Below are 16,700 nucleotides of genomic sequence, written 5' to 3' on the forward strand. Positions count from 1 at the left end.
CGCGCACACAGCTCGTCCCACCTCCCCTTATGCCCACTCTGAAAGGCAAGACAGTTATGACCTCGTTCAAGGAATCCGTCGTCCTAGTGACCGGTGCCAACGGCGGTATCGGCACGCAGCTGGTCCACCGCTGGAACGGGGCGCGGCGAAGGTGTACGCCACCGCCCGCACCCCCCGAACCTGGGACGACGACCGCATCGTCCCGCTGGCACTGGACGTCACCGACGCCGCTTCCATCGCCGCCGCGGTCCAGGCCGCGCCGGACGTCACCATCCTGATCAACAACGCGGGGGCGTCGGTGCCGAGCCCGGGGATCCTCAACCACACGGACGAGGACATCGCGCGCAACGTCGCGACCAACTTCCTCGGCCCGCTGAACCTGTCCCGCGCCTTCGCCCCGGTCCTGTCGCGCAACGCGCCGGCAGCACTGATCAACGTGCACTCCGCGCTGAGCTGGTACGCGGTGGCCGGGATCTACAGCGCCACGAAGGCCGCCCTGTGGTCGGTGACCAACTCCCTGCGCCTGGAGCTCGCCCCGGACGGCGTCCAGGTCGTCGGGGTGCACGTCTGCTGGGTCGACGCCCCCATGGCCGCCGGTGCCGAGGGCCCCAAAACGGACCCGGCAGACCTGGTGCGCACGGTGTTCGACGCCACGGAGGCCGGACGCCACGAGGTCCTCGCCGACGACGTCTCCGTCCAGCTGAGGGCAGCCCTGTCCCAGCCGCTGGAGGCGATCTACCCGCAACTGGGCGAACCCGCGGTCTGACCGCCGCTGACCACGACCACAAGGAAAGGAAGGGCACCATCATGGCCCCGAAGCACGCACACCCGACCCCTCCCCCGGCAAACCAGGCCTCTGCCGCAACCTACAAGGACGCCGTGACCCGGAGCGTCGAGGCCGCGGGGGTGCGCTACGCCTACCGCGACCTGGGCCCGCGCACCGGCACTCCCGTGGTGTTCCTGACCCACCTGGCCGCCGTCCTGGACAGCTGGGACCCGCGCGTCGTCGACGGCATCGCCGCCGAGCGCCGCGTCATCACCTTCGACAACCGCGGCGTCGGAGCCTCCACCGGCACCACCCCGGCCACCATCGCCGAGATGGCCCGCGACGCCGCCACCTTCATCAAGGCCCTCGGCCTTGACCGCGTCGACCTGCACGGCTTCTCCATGGGCGGCATGATCGCCCAGGAGATCGCGCTGAGAGAGCCGCAGCTGGTCCGCAGGATCATCCTGACCGGAACCGGCCCCGCCGGCGGCCAGGGCATCACGAACGTCACCCGCATCTCCCACCTGGACACCCTGCGGGCGCTGCTGACCCTCACCGACCCCAAGCAGTACCTGTTCTTCACCCGCACCGCCGCCGGCAAGCGCGCCGGCCAGGAGTTCCTGGCACGCCTGAAGGAACGCACCACCGACCGGGACAAGACGATCTCCCCGAGGGCCTACCTCACCCAGCTCAAGGCCATCCACCGCTGGGGCCTGCAGCCCCCGCAGGACCTGTCGGTGATCACCCAGCCGGTGCTGGTGGCCAACGGCGACGCCGACCGGATGGTCCCCTCCCACAACTCCACCGATCTGGCCCGGCGGCTGCCCGCCAGCGAGCTGGTGATCTACCCTGACGCCGGTCACGGCGGCATCTTCCAGTACCACCAGCAGTTCGTCACCCAGGCACTAGCCTTCCTGGCCCGGCCGTAGCACCTGTACCGACAAGAAGGGACCCGCGAACCATGAAGGCTTTCGTCGTCGAGCACTACGGCAAGGACGGCCTGCGCGCCGCAGACGTGCCCGAACCGCAGCCCGGCCCCCGGGATGTCCTGGTGAAGATCGCCGCGGCCAGCGTCAACCCGCTGGACAAGCTGGTCCGCGACGGAGAGTTCAAACAACTCCTCAAGTACAGGACGCCGTTCGTCCTGGGCCACGATCTCGCCGGCACCGTCACGAAGGTCGGGACACTGGTGCGCGGCTTCGCTGTCGGCGACGAGGTGTACTCCCGGCCACGTGACCTGCGCATCGGCGCCTTCGCCGAGTACATCGCGATCGACCAGGACGATGTCGCGCACAAACCGGCCACGCTGACCATGCCCGAGGCGGCCGCGGTGCCGCTCGTCTCCCTCGCGGCCTGGCAGATTCTTGTTGACACGGCCGGGATCGGGCCCGGGTCGAAGGTACTGGTCCACGGCGGCGCCGGCGGCCTCGGGTCCACCCTGATCCAGCTGGCCAAGTACCTGGGCGCCGAGGTCGCGACCACCGCCCGGGGCTCGTCCGAGGAGCTGCTGCGCTCCCTGGGCGCCGACATCGTCGTCGACTACACCAAGGAGGACTTCTCCTCGCTGCACTCCGGCTACGACCTCGTCGTCGACGGACTCGGCGGGGAGAATCTGATGAAGTCGCTGACCGTGCTGACCTCCGGCGGCCTGACCCTGGGAGTGGCCGGCCCCCCGGACGCCGGCCTCGCCCGGCAACTCGGCGCCCCCCGGGTCTTCGAGATGGTGCTGTCGCTGCTGAGCCGCAAGGTCCGCCGCGCGGCCAGGAAGGCCGGAGTGCGCTACTCCTTCTTCTTCATGCGAGCCGACGGCAAGCAGCTGGCCCACCTGGCCGGCCTGTACGACGCCGGCGCGCTGCGCCCGGTCGTCGACACGGTCTTCCCCTTCGACGAGACTCCGCAGGCGATGGCGTTCGTCGAGGCCGGCAAGACGAAAGCCGGCAAGGTCGTCGTATCCGCCGACTGAATCGGCGCCGACGACGTGCTCCGCCCCCCGGCGGATCCTGCTGACGCGCCCTGCCGGCTCGGCATCCGCTCCCCACCGATACAGCGCTTCCAGGCAGGAAACCGACCGCTCCGTGGGCCGGATGTCCACGGCCGGTAAGGGAACGTGCTGTGGGTTGATCGCGATCACATCGACGGGGTGCCTTCGAGCGGGGCGCGTCGGTACGGTGCGGACATGCCGCCTTCGCCTCCGCCAGCTCCGTCCGCATCGTCGATCTCGGCGGCGCTGGCCGCGCTCGGCGCCTCCGCGCAGACTCCCACCGACGCCGAACTGACCGCCCAGGCCGCGGCGGTCGGCGGGGAACGGGTGCTGGCGGCGGTGCTGGCCAACTCGTTGTACGGGGCGGCGATCGGGGTCGGCATGCTCACCGAGGGCCACATGCTCGCCCACGGCGCGGGGTGGAGGAGATGGCGCTGGCCCGCGGTCAGGTGCTGAAGGCTTCCGGCGCGGCCGGTCCCGGGGTGACCGGGATGCTGCACTGGCAGGCGTGCCAGATCGCCGAGCCGCTGAAGGCGTGGAACCGCAAGGCCGACCTGGGGGCCGACCGGGAACGCCGCCGCTGACATCGCCTGGGCCCTGGTGGTGCTGCTGGAGGCGACCACGGTCACCGACCCCGCCGACCCGCGGTTCGCGACGCTGCACGAGAACATCACCGAGTGAGTCCCTCTGCTCGGGTCCGTGTAATGAGCCCCAAAGTAGAGATCCGGGCAGGTCAGGGTTGTCTCAGAACCATCTATGCGGAAATACGCCGAGAGAAGCGGACAACGGAGGATAAACCGTTGTGGCCCGCAGCCACTCCGGGTCGGTGGCGGACGGTGTCGCAATGGCTTCAGTCACTTAGGGTAGTAGATCATAAGCAAAGAGTAAATATTCGGGTGGAACGCTCACTACCCCATGGAGGTCCCCCCATGCGCACCTCAGCCCTGGCCGTCCTGGCCCTGACCGCCGCCTTGCTGCCGGCCACCGCCGCCAGCACACAGACTCCCCGGGCCATCTCCGCCGAACCCACCTACCGGCTCATCAACCTGGCATCGAACGGCTCGGCAAAAGCCGCCCCTGTCGAGGACTTGCCGATCACCATCGACAACAACCCCGGAGGAAGCCAGGAGAAGTGGCAGATCTTCCCAGCCGAGTCCACTTACTACATCTGGAATGTGGGCACGGAACGCTTCGCCTCCGAGGACCACGAGCAGGTCGTGTGCAAGGGCCAGGCCCCGACGGCCTGGTCTCTCATCAGGTCCGAGGACGGCACATTCACCATCAAGCTCCCCAGCCAAGATCTGGTCTGGACCACCGCACCTTACGGGCCCGGTCTACCGCCAAAGGTGGCACTGAAGCCCGCCACCGGCGCCGCCACTCAAAAATGGAAGTTCAGCCCTGTCAACTGATCAGCAATAACGGCGCAGGCAACGCGCCGTAGGCACTTCAAGGCGGCCACCGGCCGGTCGGCGTAGACCCGGCTGGAAACCTGGGCTTCCACTCGCTCGTCGACGGTGGCCGTCATCGCGTCCCGCCGGGGCGGTCAGCGTCGCACGAGTTCGCGAGCCGTTCACCCAGGTCGCCGTTCGCAGAACTCCTCTCACAACGCGGGCGTCCTGCGAGATGGTTCTGAGACAACACTGACCTGTGCGGATGCTCTACTTTGGGGCTCATTACACGGGCCCGATGTCGATTTTCGAAGTCGCATGCATCGATTTCCGAAGTCGCGTGCACCTACCGGTGAGTCTGCTGGGTTGATGTTGGGCGCCGGGCCCCTGGTGAGGCGCGGGGGGCGAGGTGATTCATGACCCTTACATCGCCTGGCCGGAGGCGATGTGCGAGGCGTTGCGGTCCTCGGCGGCGCGGATCGCGGTGGCCGAACGGTTGAGCGCCGTGGCCGTGCCGCCCCGCGAGCAGATGAGGTCCACGGCCACGCCGCGCCCGCACCCGATCTCCAGAATCCGGTCGGCGGGCCTTACGTCCAGCGTGTCGACGGCCCAGGACAAGCGCGCAGGTATCGCCATGAGCTCCATCCTTGCATAGTGTTCTGGACACTAGTTAACCTTCTACTATGACAACGCGCCGATCACCGCTGGCGATGGCCGTCCTCGGCCTTCTCGCCTACCAGCCGCTACATCCGTACGGCATGCAGTCCCTGATCAAGCAGTGGGGCAAGGACGAGGTGATCAACGTTGGCCAGCGGACCACGCTGTACAAGACGATCAACCGGCTGCACGAAGCGAGCCTGATCACGGTCCACCAGACCGAGCGCGACCAGCAGTACCCCGAGCGCACCGTCTACGCGCTGACCGAACAGGGCCGCGAGGCGCTCCAGCGGTGGATGGGCGAGATGCTGACGACGCCGCGCAACGAGTTCCCCGAGTTCCCCGCCGCGCTGTCGTTCCTGCCGATACTGACCCCGGAGCAGACGCTGGGCTTCCTGCGCGAGCGCCACGAGCTCCTCCAGGTACGGCTGGCCCGGCTGGAGGCGGCGCTCGGGGAGGCAGGCGTGCCCCGCGTCTCGCTGCTGGAGACCGAGTACCTGCGTGCCGCCACGGAGAGCGAGCTGCGCTGGGTCACCGGAGTTCTCGACGACCTGCGCGCCGGCCGCCTGACCTGGAGCGAGGAGCGCCTGCGCGCCTTCGCCTCCGACCATCTCGAGATCCCGGAGGACTGAACCATGCCCACGATCAAGGTCATCGTCATCGGCGCCGGCACCGGCGGGCTGTGCCTGGCGCACGGGTTCAAGCGGGCGGGCATCGAGGTCGCGGTCTACGAGCGCGACCGCACCCGCGGCGACGGGCTGCAGGGCTACCGCGTCGGCATCAGCCCCGACGGCAGCCGCGCGCTGCACGACTGCCTGCCGCCCGAGCTGTACGAGACGTTCCTGGCGACCTGCGCGCGGCCGCCGCGCTACTCCAACATCCTCACCGAGAAGCTGACGGAAGTGCTGTCGATGGGCGACGGTAGCCCGCCCGGCGACGACCCCGTCGACAGCGAGAAGTCGGTGTCGCGGATGACGCTGCGCCAGGTGCTGCTCACCGGGCTGGAGGACGTCGTCCACTTCGACAAGGTCTTCCGCAGGTACGAGCGCAACGCCGACGGCACCGTCACCGCGTTCTTCGAGGACGGCACCCAGGCCACCGGCGATCTGCTGGTGGGCGCCGACGGGACGAACTCACGCGTGCGCCGGCAGTACCTGCCGCACGCCGTAGTGGAGGATTCAGGGCTGATCGGCATCACCGGCAAGATCGCGCTGACGGCGGAGACCCGCCAGCTGATCACGCCGAAGATGCTGCACGGCGTGTCGATGGTGTTCGCGCCCAAGGGCTATTTCTGCGTCTACCACGTCATGGAGTTCCCGTGGGACGAGCGGGGCCGGCCCAAGATGGGCATCGGCGCGACCGACGCCCGGCTCATCTCGGCCTGGCCCGGCCTCACCTTCGACAACACGCGCGACTACATCATGTGGGGCTGGGCCGCGGCCGCTCGCAGGCTGCCGTCGGACGTGCTCGACCTCAAGGGCCCCGACCTGCAGAGGCTCGTGCTGGAGCGGACCGCGGGATGGCATCCCAACCTGCGCAGGCTGTTCGAGCTGGCCGACCCCGGCAGCTGCTTCCCGATCAACATCCGTACCTCGGTCCCGCCCGGCCCGTGGCCGGCCGGCAACGTCACCATGCTCGGCGACGCCATCCACACCATGACCCCGGGCCGTGGCGTGGGCGCGAACACCGCACTACGCGACGCCCGCCTGCTGACGCGCAATCTGGCGGCCTTCCGCGACGGCAAGGCCATGCTCCTCGAGGCGGTCGGCGGTTACGAGAGCCGGATGCGCGAGTACGGCTTTGACGCCGTCCGCGAGTCGCGCAAGCAGATGACCGCCGACGGCCCCGTCCACTGGCCGGTCATCGGCCGCCTGGCACTGGCCGGCATGCGTACGGCAATGCGGACGATCAACCATCTGCCGCCGGTCAAGCGCAAGATGGAGCAGTCCCAAGCCGCCTACCGCGGCGAGGGCCGCGAAGACTGAAAGGCGCCAGGCGCCTGACCCGCCGCCCGCGATCATCACGACCGCCGGCCTCTAGGATCGGGGCGTGCTCGCTCCCCTGTACCTGCTGACCGGCGCGCCGGGCGCCGGCAAGCCCACCCTGCTGCCGCACCTGATCGAGGCCGCCGACGGCCTGATCGTCATGGAGATGGACGAACTGCTCGAGCAGGACGGCACGCTGCTCGGGGTCCGGATCGCCGAGCCGGCGGGCGGCGCCACTGCCTACGAAGAACTCCTCACTGACCAGCTAAGAGTGTTCGGTCCTGACCACCCCGACACCCAGGTGAGCCACAACAACCTCGCGGAGTAACGGGGTGAGGCGGGGGATCCGGCGGGCGCCGCCACCGCGTTCGGGGAACTCCTCAATGAATTCCGGGAGGGTTCGGCGTTGACCACCCGGACACTCTGTGTCTTCGCAATAACCTGGCGTACTGGCGGGGTGAGGCAGGGGATGCGGCAGGGGCCGCCGAAGCATTCGAAGAACTCCTCACCGACGAACTACGGGGGCTGGGTCCCCACCACCCCTCCATCGTGATTACCCGCAACAACCTGGCGCACTGGCGGGGCATGACGGGCGATCCGGCGGGCGCTGCCGCTGACCTCGAGGAACTCCTCATAGAGTTTCACCAGGTGCTGGGTTCCGACCATTCCTCCATCGTGATTACCCGCAAGAACCTCGTGTACTGGCGAAGCCAAGCGACAGCCCAGAAATAGGCATATTCTCTTCTCGGAAACGCTCGATTGCGAGAAGAAGCCAAGCGCGGTCTTCTCGATCTTGAAATCGAGGTCAGCCGGGACTGATTCCTTCTCAGAACTCGTTCTCACTCACTTTTGCCAGATCCAGTGTTCTGGGAAATGTTTGTGAGAGAATCCAGGGCATGGTCAAGATCCCGGAACCCCGCGAACGCGCCGGATCATCCGCTGTATCCGCCGATGACCCGAACATCACCCGTGACGCGGATGAGGTCGAACGCCACGCGTGTCCGCGATGTGGCGTGGAGGCGGGCTCGCCGTGCAGGTCGCGTTCGGGCGCGGTGGCCGGGACCTACCACACCGGCCGGTTCGTGAAGGTTGCCCGCCTGTCGAAGTTGCTGCGGGTGCCGACCCCCGCCGACCGAGGGCCGGGCCGGCCGTGGCGGCCGGGCACGGCGCCGCCGGCGCCGATCGACCCCGATCGGCCGACGGCCGACATTCGGATCGGCTACGCCCGCTGCTCCTCCCTCACCCAAGAGCTCCAGTCGCAGCTGGACGCGCTGGAGCGGCACGGCATCCCGCGCGAGAAGATCTTCGCCGAGAAGATCTCCACCAGGGTAAAGGTCCGGCCCCACTTCGAGGCCGCGCTCGCCGCCGCCCGCGAGGTGAAGGCCCACGCCCCGCACTGCCGGGTCATCTTCACCGTCTACGAGATGAAGCGACTGGGCCGGGACGCCGCCGAGCTCACCGCACTGGCCGACCACCTGACCGCCCACGGCCTGGTCCTGGAGATGCTCGCCGGGCCGCTAGCGGGGACCTACGACCCGTCCGGGCCGGGACGGATGCTGTTCGCCTTCTTCGCCGCGATGGCCGAGACCGAACGCGAAGCCGTCCGCGAAGCCACCCTCGAAGGTCTGGACGCCGCCGCTCGCAAAGGCAATCACGGCGGCCGCCGCCCGGTGATGACCGACGACATGCTGCACACCGTCCTACGTCGCAGGGCCGCTGGCGAACGGGTGGAGGACATCCGCAAAGACCTCATCATCCCCACCGGCAAGAACAAAGGCCAGAACCCGTCGCTGGCCAGCGTCTATCGGGCCTTGGCCGAATACGAGAAGGCCAGCGCCTACCCCGAGGCGATCGAGCAGGCCCGCGCGGACTTCGCCGCCCTGCGGTAGTGGCCAGCGCGTCAATGCGGGCAGGGCAGCAGATCGGCCCGTCCGCAGCCCGCGGCGTCGGGCAGGAACGCCTCGGGGACGCCGGCGTCGATGAGGAAGCGGCGTTCGGCCTCGAACTCCTCCAGGGTCCTCGACCGGAAGGTGAAGATCCTCAGGAGCTGGAGGGCGGTGGCGGGGTAGTCGCGGGCCAGGTCGAAGAACGCCTCGCACTCTTCGTGCAGCGTCCCCCCGGCCGCCAGATGTTCAGGCCCGCCCGGACCGGCCGCCCCGCTCTCTCCCAGATCAGCCGTAGCGTCTCGGCCGAGCCGGTGCGGACGACCGAGGGCGCTGTGCTGACCTCGTCCAGGAGGGTACGCAGCAGCCGGAACCAGACCCCCGCGTGCACCGGGCGGCGCGGCAGGGTGACCCGGCCCGTGGTCCAGCCCTCCCAGGTGAGCCGGTCCAGCGCGACGACCGCGTCGCTGACGGGCTGTGGTGCGACCGGCCTGCCGAGGGCTAACCCCAGCTGGACGTCGGCGCCGTGCTCGAGCCGGCAGCCGTGGGCTGGGCAGCTCGTCGGTTGTGGGTCAGGAGCTGTGCGACCGTCAGCTCATAGCGGGAGGCGAGCCGCTGTAGCCACGACGACAGAGCCTCGCCCGGGTGCGGTGGCGGGTGGAGCGGCCACCGGCGGGCGCCGCCACCGCTCACAGGAGTTCGCGTTCGAACAATCGGCGACGCTCGGTCGGCCCGTTGTAGGTGGCCAGCAGTAGGGTCCGCTGGTTGATCGCCTCCTCGCCCGACTCGATCGCCGCGATCGCGGCCTCGGTCAGTAGCGCCGACAGCTCACCGATCGTCCCTTCGCTGCGTGCCAGCAGGTACTCGGCCATCTGTGGTGTCGAGATCGCCGACGGGCGGCGAAGGGGGAAGGCGGCGGCGAAGCTCGCCAGCAGGGACCGTGCCTCCTGATCGGCCTGCCAGCGCGGCAGCGCGAACGGCGCGAACCGGTTCTCCAGCTGATCGTCCGAGCGGATCGCCAGATAAGCCTCCCGGGTACCGACCCCGACGAGGGGGATCTTCAGCTCGTTGCCCAGGAACCGCAGCAGGTTGAGGAATTCGCGGCGGGAGTTGCCATGGCCGGCCAGCGTGCTGTGTAGTTCGTCGATCACCAGCACCCGCACGCCGGCCTCGCGCAGCAACCGCAGCGCCAGCTGCTCCAGCACGGCCAGCTTCATCGCCGGCCGCAGCGGCGCCCCGAGACTGGCCAGCAGCGCGGTGTAGAAGCGGCCGACATGCGGATCGGAGGGCATCTGCACCACCAGGACCGGGATCTCCTCCCGATCGATGTGCGCGACCAGCGGGTGCGACCGCCGGAACTTCTCGATGATCATCGATTTACCGTTGTTCGTCGCCCCGACCAGCAGCAGGTTCGGCATCCGCTCCCGCTTCGGGGCCGCCAGCAGCTTCCCCAGCTCTGCCAGGGCCTGTCTGGCGCGGGTGTAGCCGATCCACCGGTCCGCCCGCGCATGCCGCAGCCGCTCAGACGACGGCAGCCGAGCGATCCACCGGGCACCCTCATGCAGATGCGACAGATCCTCCGGATCAGCCGCCTCCACCCCGTTCACCACTGTTCGATCACCTCGAACGGCTCGGCCGCCGGCGCGGTGGTCCCGTCCACCGCCGGGACAGGCGGCGGCATCACCCGGACCTGTGGGAGCTTAGGCGTCGCGGGCCTGCGTTCCAGCGAGCGGATCGAGCGCCCAGATCCGGGAGATGTCGCGAGGGTCTCGCCGCAGCACGATCTTCTCCAGCTGTCCGCGGCGGGCGATCCACGGCTTGAGTGCATCGCAGTAGTACTGGACGTGATCGAGCGTGAAGCCCGTGCGGGTCAGCGTCCGCCGCTCCACTGGCAGGAAGTCGACCAGGAACGCCGTCTCGCTCGACACCGTCGCGGGGCGGCCTCCCTCGGCGACGCCCTGCGCCACGTCCCCCTGTGGACCCAGCTACTGGACCTAAGGGTGGAGGTTTCTACACTAGCGCGCTGCTTATCAAGTTTCCCTGGTCCGACATCCTGGCCCTGCAACGCGAGACGCTGTCCACCGCGGCGATCACGGCAGCCGCCGACATCGCCGGTCAGGTCGCAGTTGCCTGCGCGCTGGATGAGCTCGGTCAGACGTGGGAGTCGATGCGGGTGTCAGAGTACGTAATGAAGAGCTACAGACCGATATCGAGAACGGATGGTGACTACCCCGATATCCTGATCTTCGCAACGGCGACGGGATGCACCAAAACAACCGCCCACTGTGAGATCACCATAGGGTCGTCGAACATGGATGTGGATGATTTCCCGGTCATAGCCACAGTGACCTACGCACTTCAGCCCTGACAACCGTCCCCGGCACTCACACCTCGGCACCGTTGGACCGGGCGCGGTTATGCCGGCCCGGCATCTAGGTGAGTGCCGCGCAGTACGGCGTCCGGGGACAGGTCGAGTCGCAGCCGCCGGTACCGCATCGGGTGCCGCCACCGGCCGCGCTCCTGGTCGACGTCGACCAGGAGCGCGATCACCAGTTCGGGCGCGACCTGACGGTAGGCGATCGGGCGTCCGCGAGGTCGCCGACCAGCTCTACCCGTAACCCTCCGCAAGCCCGGTGGGTCTAAATGAGGGTATTTATTCGATTATGTGTTTGGGTTTTTGTCCCGCCCGGACGCCTTTACAAAGTAGATTTTTTAGACCAGTATCACCGCCGGAACCGCCGCGGGCTGCCGCGACCCGTGTCCGCCAGACCTGTTCGCGCAGCACGGCCAGAGCGCCGTCGGCCAGATGCTCACCGTAAAGCGCGCGCGGCACCAGGTCGTCCAGGTGGGCGGCGGCGCGCTCCCAGCCCCAAGGCACCTGCGAAACATCGCTTCTACCCCCCCGGCCCCGGTGCAGGAGCATGCGCTCAGCTGATCATCGGTGTGGCGGCATGGGTGCGAGCAGCACTCTCGGGGGCAGTAGGCGGTGCGCGTTCGTCCGGACCGCCGATGAGAAGGCGGGCGGCAGGATCGGCTGGCGCTACCCGGCGCGCGCCCATGAGAACGCCTCCCCCATCATCCTCCTGTGCCTGGTCTCGCCGCTGACCTCGGCGTCTCCTCCCAATTCCTCTGGAGATAGGGACGAAGGTCCCTGTCTCCAGGATCGGTCCCAGCACAGGATGGAGGAAACCGAAAGCATCCGAGGTGATGGCGATGATGTGGTGGGGCTACAACGGCATGGGCGGCTGGGGATACGCGCTCATGGGTCTGAGCACGGTGGTCTTCTGGGGGCTGGTGATCACGGCGATTGTGCTGGCCGCCCGTCACGTGGGCCGAGCCACCGGCGCGGGGCCCGCTTCGCCGCCGCCGACGGCGGAGGAACTGCTGGCGCAGCGGTACGCGCGCGGCGAGATCGACACCGACGAGTACCACTCCCGGCTGGACACCCTGCGCGGCCGGCGCGACCACTCGGCCGACGAAGGGGTCAGGTAGCCGCTCTGGCCGCGGCCCTGAAGCGAAGGCGTCCACGGGGCCGATCCGGTGGCGATCAGGTGCTGCCGGGCCTCGGTCGTGATTGCGCCGCCGTCGTTCAGCGCCACCTGTAGCAGTGGTCCGGGCGCAAACCGGACTGTGCCAGGGGTGATCTGCCGGCTGTGTTCGCAGGCCAGATCGATGTACATGATCGATGTACATGCTGGCCACCATCGCGCCCTTGCCGTCGAGCCGACCGTCATGTTGCTGACCATGCCGTCCCCGCCATGCCTCGTACGCGGGCTCACAGCTCGATGATGCGCGCCGAACCGTCGACCACGATGGGTGTCCCGTCTGCGATGTCCTGTGTGGCGTCGAGTGCTCCGTTCACTAGCGCACGCTCTGCTGATGCCCGACACTTCCGGACAGGCCGCCTTGCGTGCCCGCATCGACGAGCTGGGGCTGAGCCAGTTCGTGATCGTGATAGCGCAGGGAATGGTCAAGGGCAACACGCGCAATCTCGGCACCAACCTCGTCGTTTGTCTCCAGCCGTAGATCGCGACGGCGTGCGATCAGCTGGTCAACCAGGTAGTAACCGGCTCACTCTCGATGATCGCTCGACCCCTCATTCCCGATGACCTTCGCCCATAGAGATCCCCACCACGGCGACCGGGCACGGAGCGTGCTGGAGGAGCGAGGTGATCATTCCGAAATGGTCGGTCCTCTTGCGGCCGGCCACGATGAGCGTCGGCCTCTCGTGCGCTTTCTGAACTCGGGAGGGGACGTTCGGATGGCTCTCCTGCCCGGTCTGAGGTTCGGCGGTGGTGACCAGGGCGAGTCGGCGCATGTCCGCCTCGTTGACGGCGAGCTCCAGGACTGAGGCGGTCGGTTCCTTGTCGGCGACCACGATCGGCCTTGGATGCGCGGGGGCGGGCAGCGGCCCTGGTCCGCGTACGACGATCATCGGGCATTCGGCGTGTACGGCAACGTATCGGGCCACCGAGCCCACGAGGGCCCTGGGCAACCCGTGCGGCCCTCGCGAGCCGACCACGACGAGGGCGGCGCCGCTGGACGGTTCGACGAGCCGCTGTGCCGCCGGGCCCTCGTGCAGGTCGGTTTCGATGCCGACGACGCTGGTCGCGCGGGCGCAGTCGGCGCCGTGTCACAGTACGTGGTCGGCTGCCTTGCGCAGGTGGTTGTTGGCCGCTTCGTCGGCTTCGCCGTATGGCCGCTGCCAGGGGTGGGCGACGGTCAGCGGGAGTTTTCTGAGTTCGGTCTCGTCTGATGCGGTGGCATCCGATGGGGAGCCGCGTCTTCACGCGCGTGCTTTGCCTGCCATGCCTTGTGCGCGGCGTCGGTCAGGATCATGACGGGAATCGCCATCGCGGCCAGTGCCCATCCCGCGGCGGGTGGGAAGGCGCCGCCGAGCAGGTTCGAGACGGGCGGCAGGCCGAGGAAGGCCAGCAGCAGCACGGCTTCGACGGCGATCGCGCCGAGCAGCAGGGGGTTGGTGCGCCAGCGAATGCGCCCGATCCAGCGGGATTCGCTGCGGCAGGCGAAGGCGTTCGCGAGTTGGCCGAGCACGACGGCGGCGAAGGCCGTACCCGAAGCCCCGGCGAGCAGGCTGAGACTCGGGGCGGTGCCGAGGTGCCAGCCGCCGAGCAACAGGACTCCGATGAACGCGCCCATTTCGGCCATGGCCTGAGCGGGCCCGAGCACGCCGAAGACGCGGATGAGCAGGCGGCGGTCGATGAGGTTTCCGGCGCGGGCCGGGCCGTGCATGGTGCGCGGGTTGGCCGGTTCGGCGCCCAGGGCAAGGGCGGGCAGCAGGTCGGTGCCGATGTCGAGGGCGAGAACCTGCAGCACGGTCAGGGCGAGGGGGATGGTGCCGCCGGACAACGCCCAGACGGCGAACGGGGTGAGTTCGGCGACGTTGTCGGTCAGGTGGTAAGTAAGGAAGCGGCGCACGTTGGCGTAGGTTGCCCGGCCCAGCTCGACCGCGGCGACGATGGTGGCGAAGTGGTCATCCAGCAGAACCAGGTCGGCGGCCTCGCGGGCGACGTCGGTGCCCGACTTTCCCATCGCGATACCGATGTCGGCCTCGCGCAGCGCCGGCGCGTCGTTGACGCCGTCACCGGTCATCGCCACCACGTGCCCACGCCCACGCAAGGCCCGAGCGATGCGCAGCTTGTCCTCTGGCGTCACGCGGGCGATCACCACCCCGTCGTGGTCGAGCAACTCGCCCAGTGCGGCGTCGTCGGCGGGCAACTCGGCGCCGGTGATCACCAGCTCGTCCGGGCCGAGCAGCCCGACCTCGGCGGCGATGGCGCGGGCGGTGCGCGGATGGTCACCGGTGAGCATGGCCAGCTTGATCCCGGCGAGGCGGCATTTCCAGATCGCCTCGGCCACATCCTCGCGCGGCGGGTCGTGCAACCCGACCAGGCCGAGAAGTTCCAGCTCTGACTCCTCAGCCGTGTCACCGCGCGCGACGGCGAGCACCCGCAGGCCGCGGTCGCTCATCCGGGCCAGCGCATCATCGGCCCCGGGTGCGGCCCGGCACAACGGCAGCACGGCATCCGGTGCGCCCTTCAGGTGCAATCCGCCATCCACCAGGACGGAGGCGCGACGCCGTGCCGGATCGAACGGAAAGCGCCGGGTGACCCGTCCTTCCACGTCAGCGCCGAGACGCAGCGCTTCGACGTGCAGAGCCACCTCCATCGGGTCCCCCACAGGCTTGCCGCCGCTGAGGCGGCCGGTGGAGCTCAGCACCGCCGAACGCATGACCTCGGCGGGCGAGCTCGACGGCGCCCACACCTCGGCCACGCTCATCTCGTTACGGGTCAGCGTGCCGGTCTTGTCGGTGCAGATGAACGTGGCCGAGCCGAGCGTCTCGACCGCTTCCAAGTGGCGCACCAGGGCGTTGCGGGTGGCCATCCGCTGGGCGGCGCGAGCCAGCGACAGCGTGACGGTGGGCAGCAGCCCTTCGGGCACCAGCGCGACCGTGACACCGATGGCGAACAGGAAGCCCTGTCCCGGCTCCATCCCGAGCAGCACCGCCAGCCCGAAGAACGCCGTGCCGACGGCCACCGCGACCCCGGCGACGACCTTGACGACCTTGCCGAGCTGGACGGCCAGCGGGCTGGGCGGCCTGATCGCCTCCCTGGTCAGCTTGGCGATCGCGGCCAGCCGGGTGCGCGCCCCGGTGGCCACCACGACGGCCTCGGCCTCCCCCTCGACCACGAACGTGCCCGCGTAGACCGGGCCACCCGCCCGCGGCCGGGCTGGACGACTCTCCCCGGTCAGCATGGACTCGTTGACGGCCAGCGCATGAACCTCGGCCAACTCCAGGTCGGCCGAGATCCGATCCCCCGCCTCCAGCAGTACGACGTCCCCGACCACCAGCTCAGCCGCGCCGATCAGCACGCGCCTGCCATCCCGCCTGACCACCACGTTGGCCGGGATCAGCTCCCGCAACCGCTGCGTGGCCCGATCAGCGCGATACTCCTGGGCGAAGGCGAAACCCCCATTGAGCACCACGACCACCGCAATCGCCACGGCCAGCTGCGGCATCCCGGCCAACACGGCCAGCGCGGCCGCCCCCCACAACAGCAGAGCAAAGAAATGCACCATCTCACGCAGCAGCAACACCACAGGAGAGACGCGGCGAGCCGCGGGCAGCGCGTTCGGGCCATCGGCGGCCAGCCGCTCCGCCACTTCGACGGCGCTGAGCCCGCATCGGGATTGCGACAGGATGGTCATGACCACCACTCTTGACGCGACCCCCTGCGTTGGGCAGGGACTTTCGACACCAACCCACGGGCCGTCCGGCACTGCCTGTGTCGCCCGGCCGTACCCGGAAACGGGCTGTTCTCGAGCCCGGCCGATGCCGCGCCACCCACACTGACCCATGGCCGGCCCGTCCGGGACTTCCTGCGGGACCGGCCCACACCCCCACCGAAGTGCGGCGCCCGCACCGGAGATCGCACGCGGCATACCAGACGCAGCCGCGCGTCGCATGCCCGTGCCCGCTGCAGGGCGGCCTCGTCAGCCCGATCCGTCGACGCCGGCCACGATCGACCTCTTCATCGTCGACCTCTTCATCGTCGGCCTCTTGGCGGTAGGGCGCGGGCGGGAGCCTATGCTTCATCCGCCCGCGCCTGGCCTGCCGTCAGTGCTCGACGGCGATCCGGCGACCTTCCGCCTTCTTACCTTCGGCCGGCCCGACGCTGACCTCCAGGACGCCGCCGGCGTAGGTGGCCTTGACGTCGTCCGTCTTGGCCGCGGCGGGCAACGTCACCGATCGCGACAGCGACCCGTAGGAGAATTCCGATCGGTGCGCCTCGGAGACCCTGCGGGTCCTCTCTGCCCGGATGTGGAGCACATCGTCACCCAAGGTGACCTCCACGTCCTTGTCGGGGTCGATCCCGGACAGCTCAGCGCGTAGCACGTACTGGCCGTCGGCGATGTAGTCCTCGACCCGGACGATCTGTCCGAACGGCCGGAACCCGAACATCGGGCTCTCCATTCACTCGAACAGCTCCGGGAACGGGAATCTGACGTCCCTACGCT

The 16,700-nt window shown here is 68.9% G+C and carries 21 protein-coding genes and 1 pseudogene; 14 read left to right on the forward strand and 8 right to left on the reverse strand.

Features of this window, described 5'->3' with window-relative positions:
- Positions 1 to 151: 151 nt before the first annotated feature.
- The 6 genes from ACIBO2_RS56640 to ACIBO2_RS56665 all read left to right on the forward strand — a co-directional run bounded on the left by ACIBO2_RS56640 (position 152) and on the right by ACIBO2_RS56665 (position 4,156).
- A complete protein-coding gene (locus ACIBO2_RS56640; protein WP_397305171.1) occupies positions 152 to 766 on the forward strand; it encodes an SDR family oxidoreductase in 615 nt (204 codons plus the stop codon).
- A gap of 113 nt (positions 767 to 879) precedes the next feature.
- Complete coding sequence (locus ACIBO2_RS56645) at positions 880 to 1,695, forward strand: alpha/beta fold hydrolase (protein ID WP_397305172.1); 816 nt, start codon at positions 880 to 882, stop codon at positions 1,693 to 1,695.
- A 32-nt stretch (positions 1,696 to 1,727) separates the two neighbouring features.
- Entirely contained in the window at positions 1,728 to 2,729 is a 1,002-nt protein-coding gene (locus ACIBO2_RS56650) for an NADP-dependent oxidoreductase (RefSeq protein ID WP_358554283.1), read from the forward strand.
- A 213-nt stretch (positions 2,730 to 2,942) separates the two neighbouring features.
- On the forward strand, positions 2,943 to 3,203 hold the full coding sequence (locus tag ACIBO2_RS56655; RefSeq protein ID WP_397305173.1) for a hypothetical protein: 261 nt from the start codon (positions 2,943 to 2,945) through the stop codon (positions 3,201 to 3,203).
- Positions 3,176 to 3,331, forward strand: coding sequence for a hypothetical protein (locus tag ACIBO2_RS56660; protein WP_397305174.1), 156 nt, complete (start codon positions 3,176 to 3,178; stop codon positions 3,329 to 3,331). The genes ACIBO2_RS56655 and ACIBO2_RS56660 overlap by 28 nt, the downstream gene beginning before the upstream one ends.
- 345 nt (positions 3,332 to 3,676) lie before the next feature.
- Entirely contained in the window at positions 3,677 to 4,156 is a 480-nt protein-coding gene (locus ACIBO2_RS56665) for an RICIN domain-containing protein (protein ID WP_397305175.1), read from the forward strand.
- Between the two features lie 402 nt (positions 4,157 to 4,558).
- Here the strand turns inward: ACIBO2_RS56665 and ACIBO2_RS56670 are convergent, their stop codons facing one another.
- Positions 4,559 to 4,771, reverse strand: coding sequence for a hypothetical protein (locus tag ACIBO2_RS56670; RefSeq protein WP_358554295.1), 213 nt, complete (start codon positions 4,769 to 4,771; stop codon positions 4,559 to 4,561).
- A 47-nt stretch (positions 4,772 to 4,818) separates the two neighbouring features.
- Between ACIBO2_RS56670 and ACIBO2_RS56675 the strand changes: the two genes are divergently transcribed.
- From ACIBO2_RS56675 to ACIBO2_RS56695, 5 genes are all read left to right on the forward strand, one after another.
- Entirely contained in the window at positions 4,819 to 5,424 is a 606-nt protein-coding gene (locus ACIBO2_RS56675) for a PadR family transcriptional regulator (RefSeq protein ID WP_358554298.1), read from the forward strand.
- A gap of 3 nt (positions 5,425 to 5,427) precedes the next feature.
- Entirely contained in the window at positions 5,428 to 6,777 is a 1,350-nt protein-coding gene (locus tag ACIBO2_RS56680) for an FAD-dependent oxidoreductase (protein WP_397305176.1), read from the forward strand.
- Between the two features lie 64 nt (positions 6,778 to 6,841).
- A complete protein-coding gene (locus tag ACIBO2_RS56685) occupies positions 6,842 to 7,105 on the forward strand; it encodes a hypothetical protein (RefSeq protein WP_397305177.1) in 264 nt (87 codons plus the stop codon).
- A gap of 221 nt (positions 7,106 to 7,326) precedes the next feature.
- Positions 7,327 to 7,509, forward strand: coding sequence for a hypothetical protein (locus ACIBO2_RS56690; RefSeq protein ID WP_397305178.1), 183 nt, complete (start codon positions 7,327 to 7,329; stop codon positions 7,507 to 7,509).
- A gap of 164 nt (positions 7,510 to 7,673) precedes the next feature.
- Positions 7,674 to 8,666 carry a recombinase family protein gene (locus ACIBO2_RS56695; RefSeq protein WP_358554307.1) on the forward strand — a complete coding sequence of 331 codons (993 nt, stop codon included), beginning with the start codon at positions 7,674 to 7,676 and terminating at the stop codon, positions 8,664 to 8,666.
- A gap of 495 nt (positions 8,667 to 9,161) precedes the next feature.
- On the opposite strand, the gene ACIBO2_RS56700 is transcribed toward ACIBO2_RS56695, so the two are convergent.
- The 3 genes and pseudogenes from ACIBO2_RS56700 to ACIBO2_RS56710 form a co-directional block, all read right to left on the reverse strand.
- On the reverse strand, positions 9,162 to 9,353 hold the full coding sequence (locus tag ACIBO2_RS56700; protein ID WP_358554313.1) for a TniQ family protein: 192 nt from the start codon (positions 9,351 to 9,353) through the stop codon (positions 9,162 to 9,164).
- Positions 9,350 to 10,267, reverse strand: coding sequence for a TniB family NTP-binding protein (locus ACIBO2_RS56705; protein ID WP_397305208.1), 918 nt, complete (start codon positions 10,265 to 10,267; stop codon positions 9,350 to 9,352). The genes ACIBO2_RS56700 and ACIBO2_RS56705 overlap by 4 nt, the downstream gene beginning before the upstream one ends.
- 123 nt (positions 10,268 to 10,390) lie before the next feature.
- Positions 10,391 to 10,624, reverse strand: a pseudogene (locus ACIBO2_RS56710) (Mu transposase C-terminal domain-containing protein); the annotation flags it as partial.
- A gap of 11 nt (positions 10,625 to 10,635) precedes the next feature.
- On the opposite strand from ACIBO2_RS56710, the gene ACIBO2_RS56715 reads away from it, so the two are divergent.
- Positions 10,636 to 11,028: a hypothetical protein gene (locus ACIBO2_RS56715; RefSeq protein WP_397305179.1), complete on the forward strand. Its 393-nt coding sequence runs from the start codon at positions 10,636 to 10,638 to the stop codon at positions 11,026 to 11,028.
- A gap of 47 nt (positions 11,029 to 11,075) precedes the next feature.
- Here the strand turns inward: ACIBO2_RS56715 and ACIBO2_RS56720 are convergent, their stop codons facing one another.
- Positions 11,076 to 11,210, reverse strand: a complete 135-nt coding sequence (locus ACIBO2_RS56720) for a hypothetical protein (protein WP_358554319.1) — start codon at positions 11,208 to 11,210, stop codon at positions 11,076 to 11,078.
- 663 nt (positions 11,211 to 11,873) lie between these two features.
- Here ACIBO2_RS56720 and ACIBO2_RS56725 point away from each other — a divergent pair.
- A complete protein-coding gene (locus tag ACIBO2_RS56725; protein WP_358554322.1) occupies positions 11,874 to 12,152 on the forward strand; it encodes a hypothetical protein in 279 nt (92 codons plus the stop codon).
- Positions 12,153 to 12,539: 387 nt separating this feature from the next.
- On the forward strand, positions 12,540 to 12,686 hold the full coding sequence (locus ACIBO2_RS56730; RefSeq protein WP_358554325.1) for a hypothetical protein: 147 nt from the start codon (positions 12,540 to 12,542) through the stop codon (positions 12,684 to 12,686).
- 70 nt (positions 12,687 to 12,756) lie between these two features.
- On the opposite strand, the gene ACIBO2_RS56735 is transcribed toward ACIBO2_RS56730, so the two are convergent.
- The 3 genes from ACIBO2_RS56735 to ACIBO2_RS56745 all read right to left on the reverse strand — a co-directional run bounded on the left by ACIBO2_RS56735 (position 12,757) and on the right by ACIBO2_RS56745 (position 16,644).
- Complete coding sequence (locus ACIBO2_RS56735) at positions 12,757 to 13,254, reverse strand: universal stress protein (protein ID WP_397305209.1); 498 nt, start codon at positions 13,252 to 13,254, stop codon at positions 12,757 to 12,759.
- 128 nt (positions 13,255 to 13,382) lie between these two features.
- The gene (locus tag ACIBO2_RS56740; protein WP_358554328.1) at positions 13,383 to 15,890 is read right to left on the reverse strand and encodes a cation-transporting P-type ATPase; all 2,508 of its coding nucleotides are present in this window, start codon (positions 15,888 to 15,890) and stop codon (positions 13,383 to 13,385) included.
- Between the two features lie 409 nt (positions 15,891 to 16,299).
- Positions 16,300 to 16,644, reverse strand: a complete 345-nt coding sequence (locus ACIBO2_RS56745) for an Hsp20/alpha crystallin family protein (RefSeq protein WP_358554331.1) — start codon at positions 16,642 to 16,644, stop codon at positions 16,300 to 16,302.
- Between the last annotated feature and the right edge of the window lie 56 nt (positions 16,645 to 16,700).

It is taken from the genome of Nonomuraea sp. NPDC050022, from assembly GCF_044460705.1.
Classification (GTDB): domain Bacteria; phylum Actinomycetota; class Actinomycetes; order Streptosporangiales; family Streptosporangiaceae; genus Nonomuraea.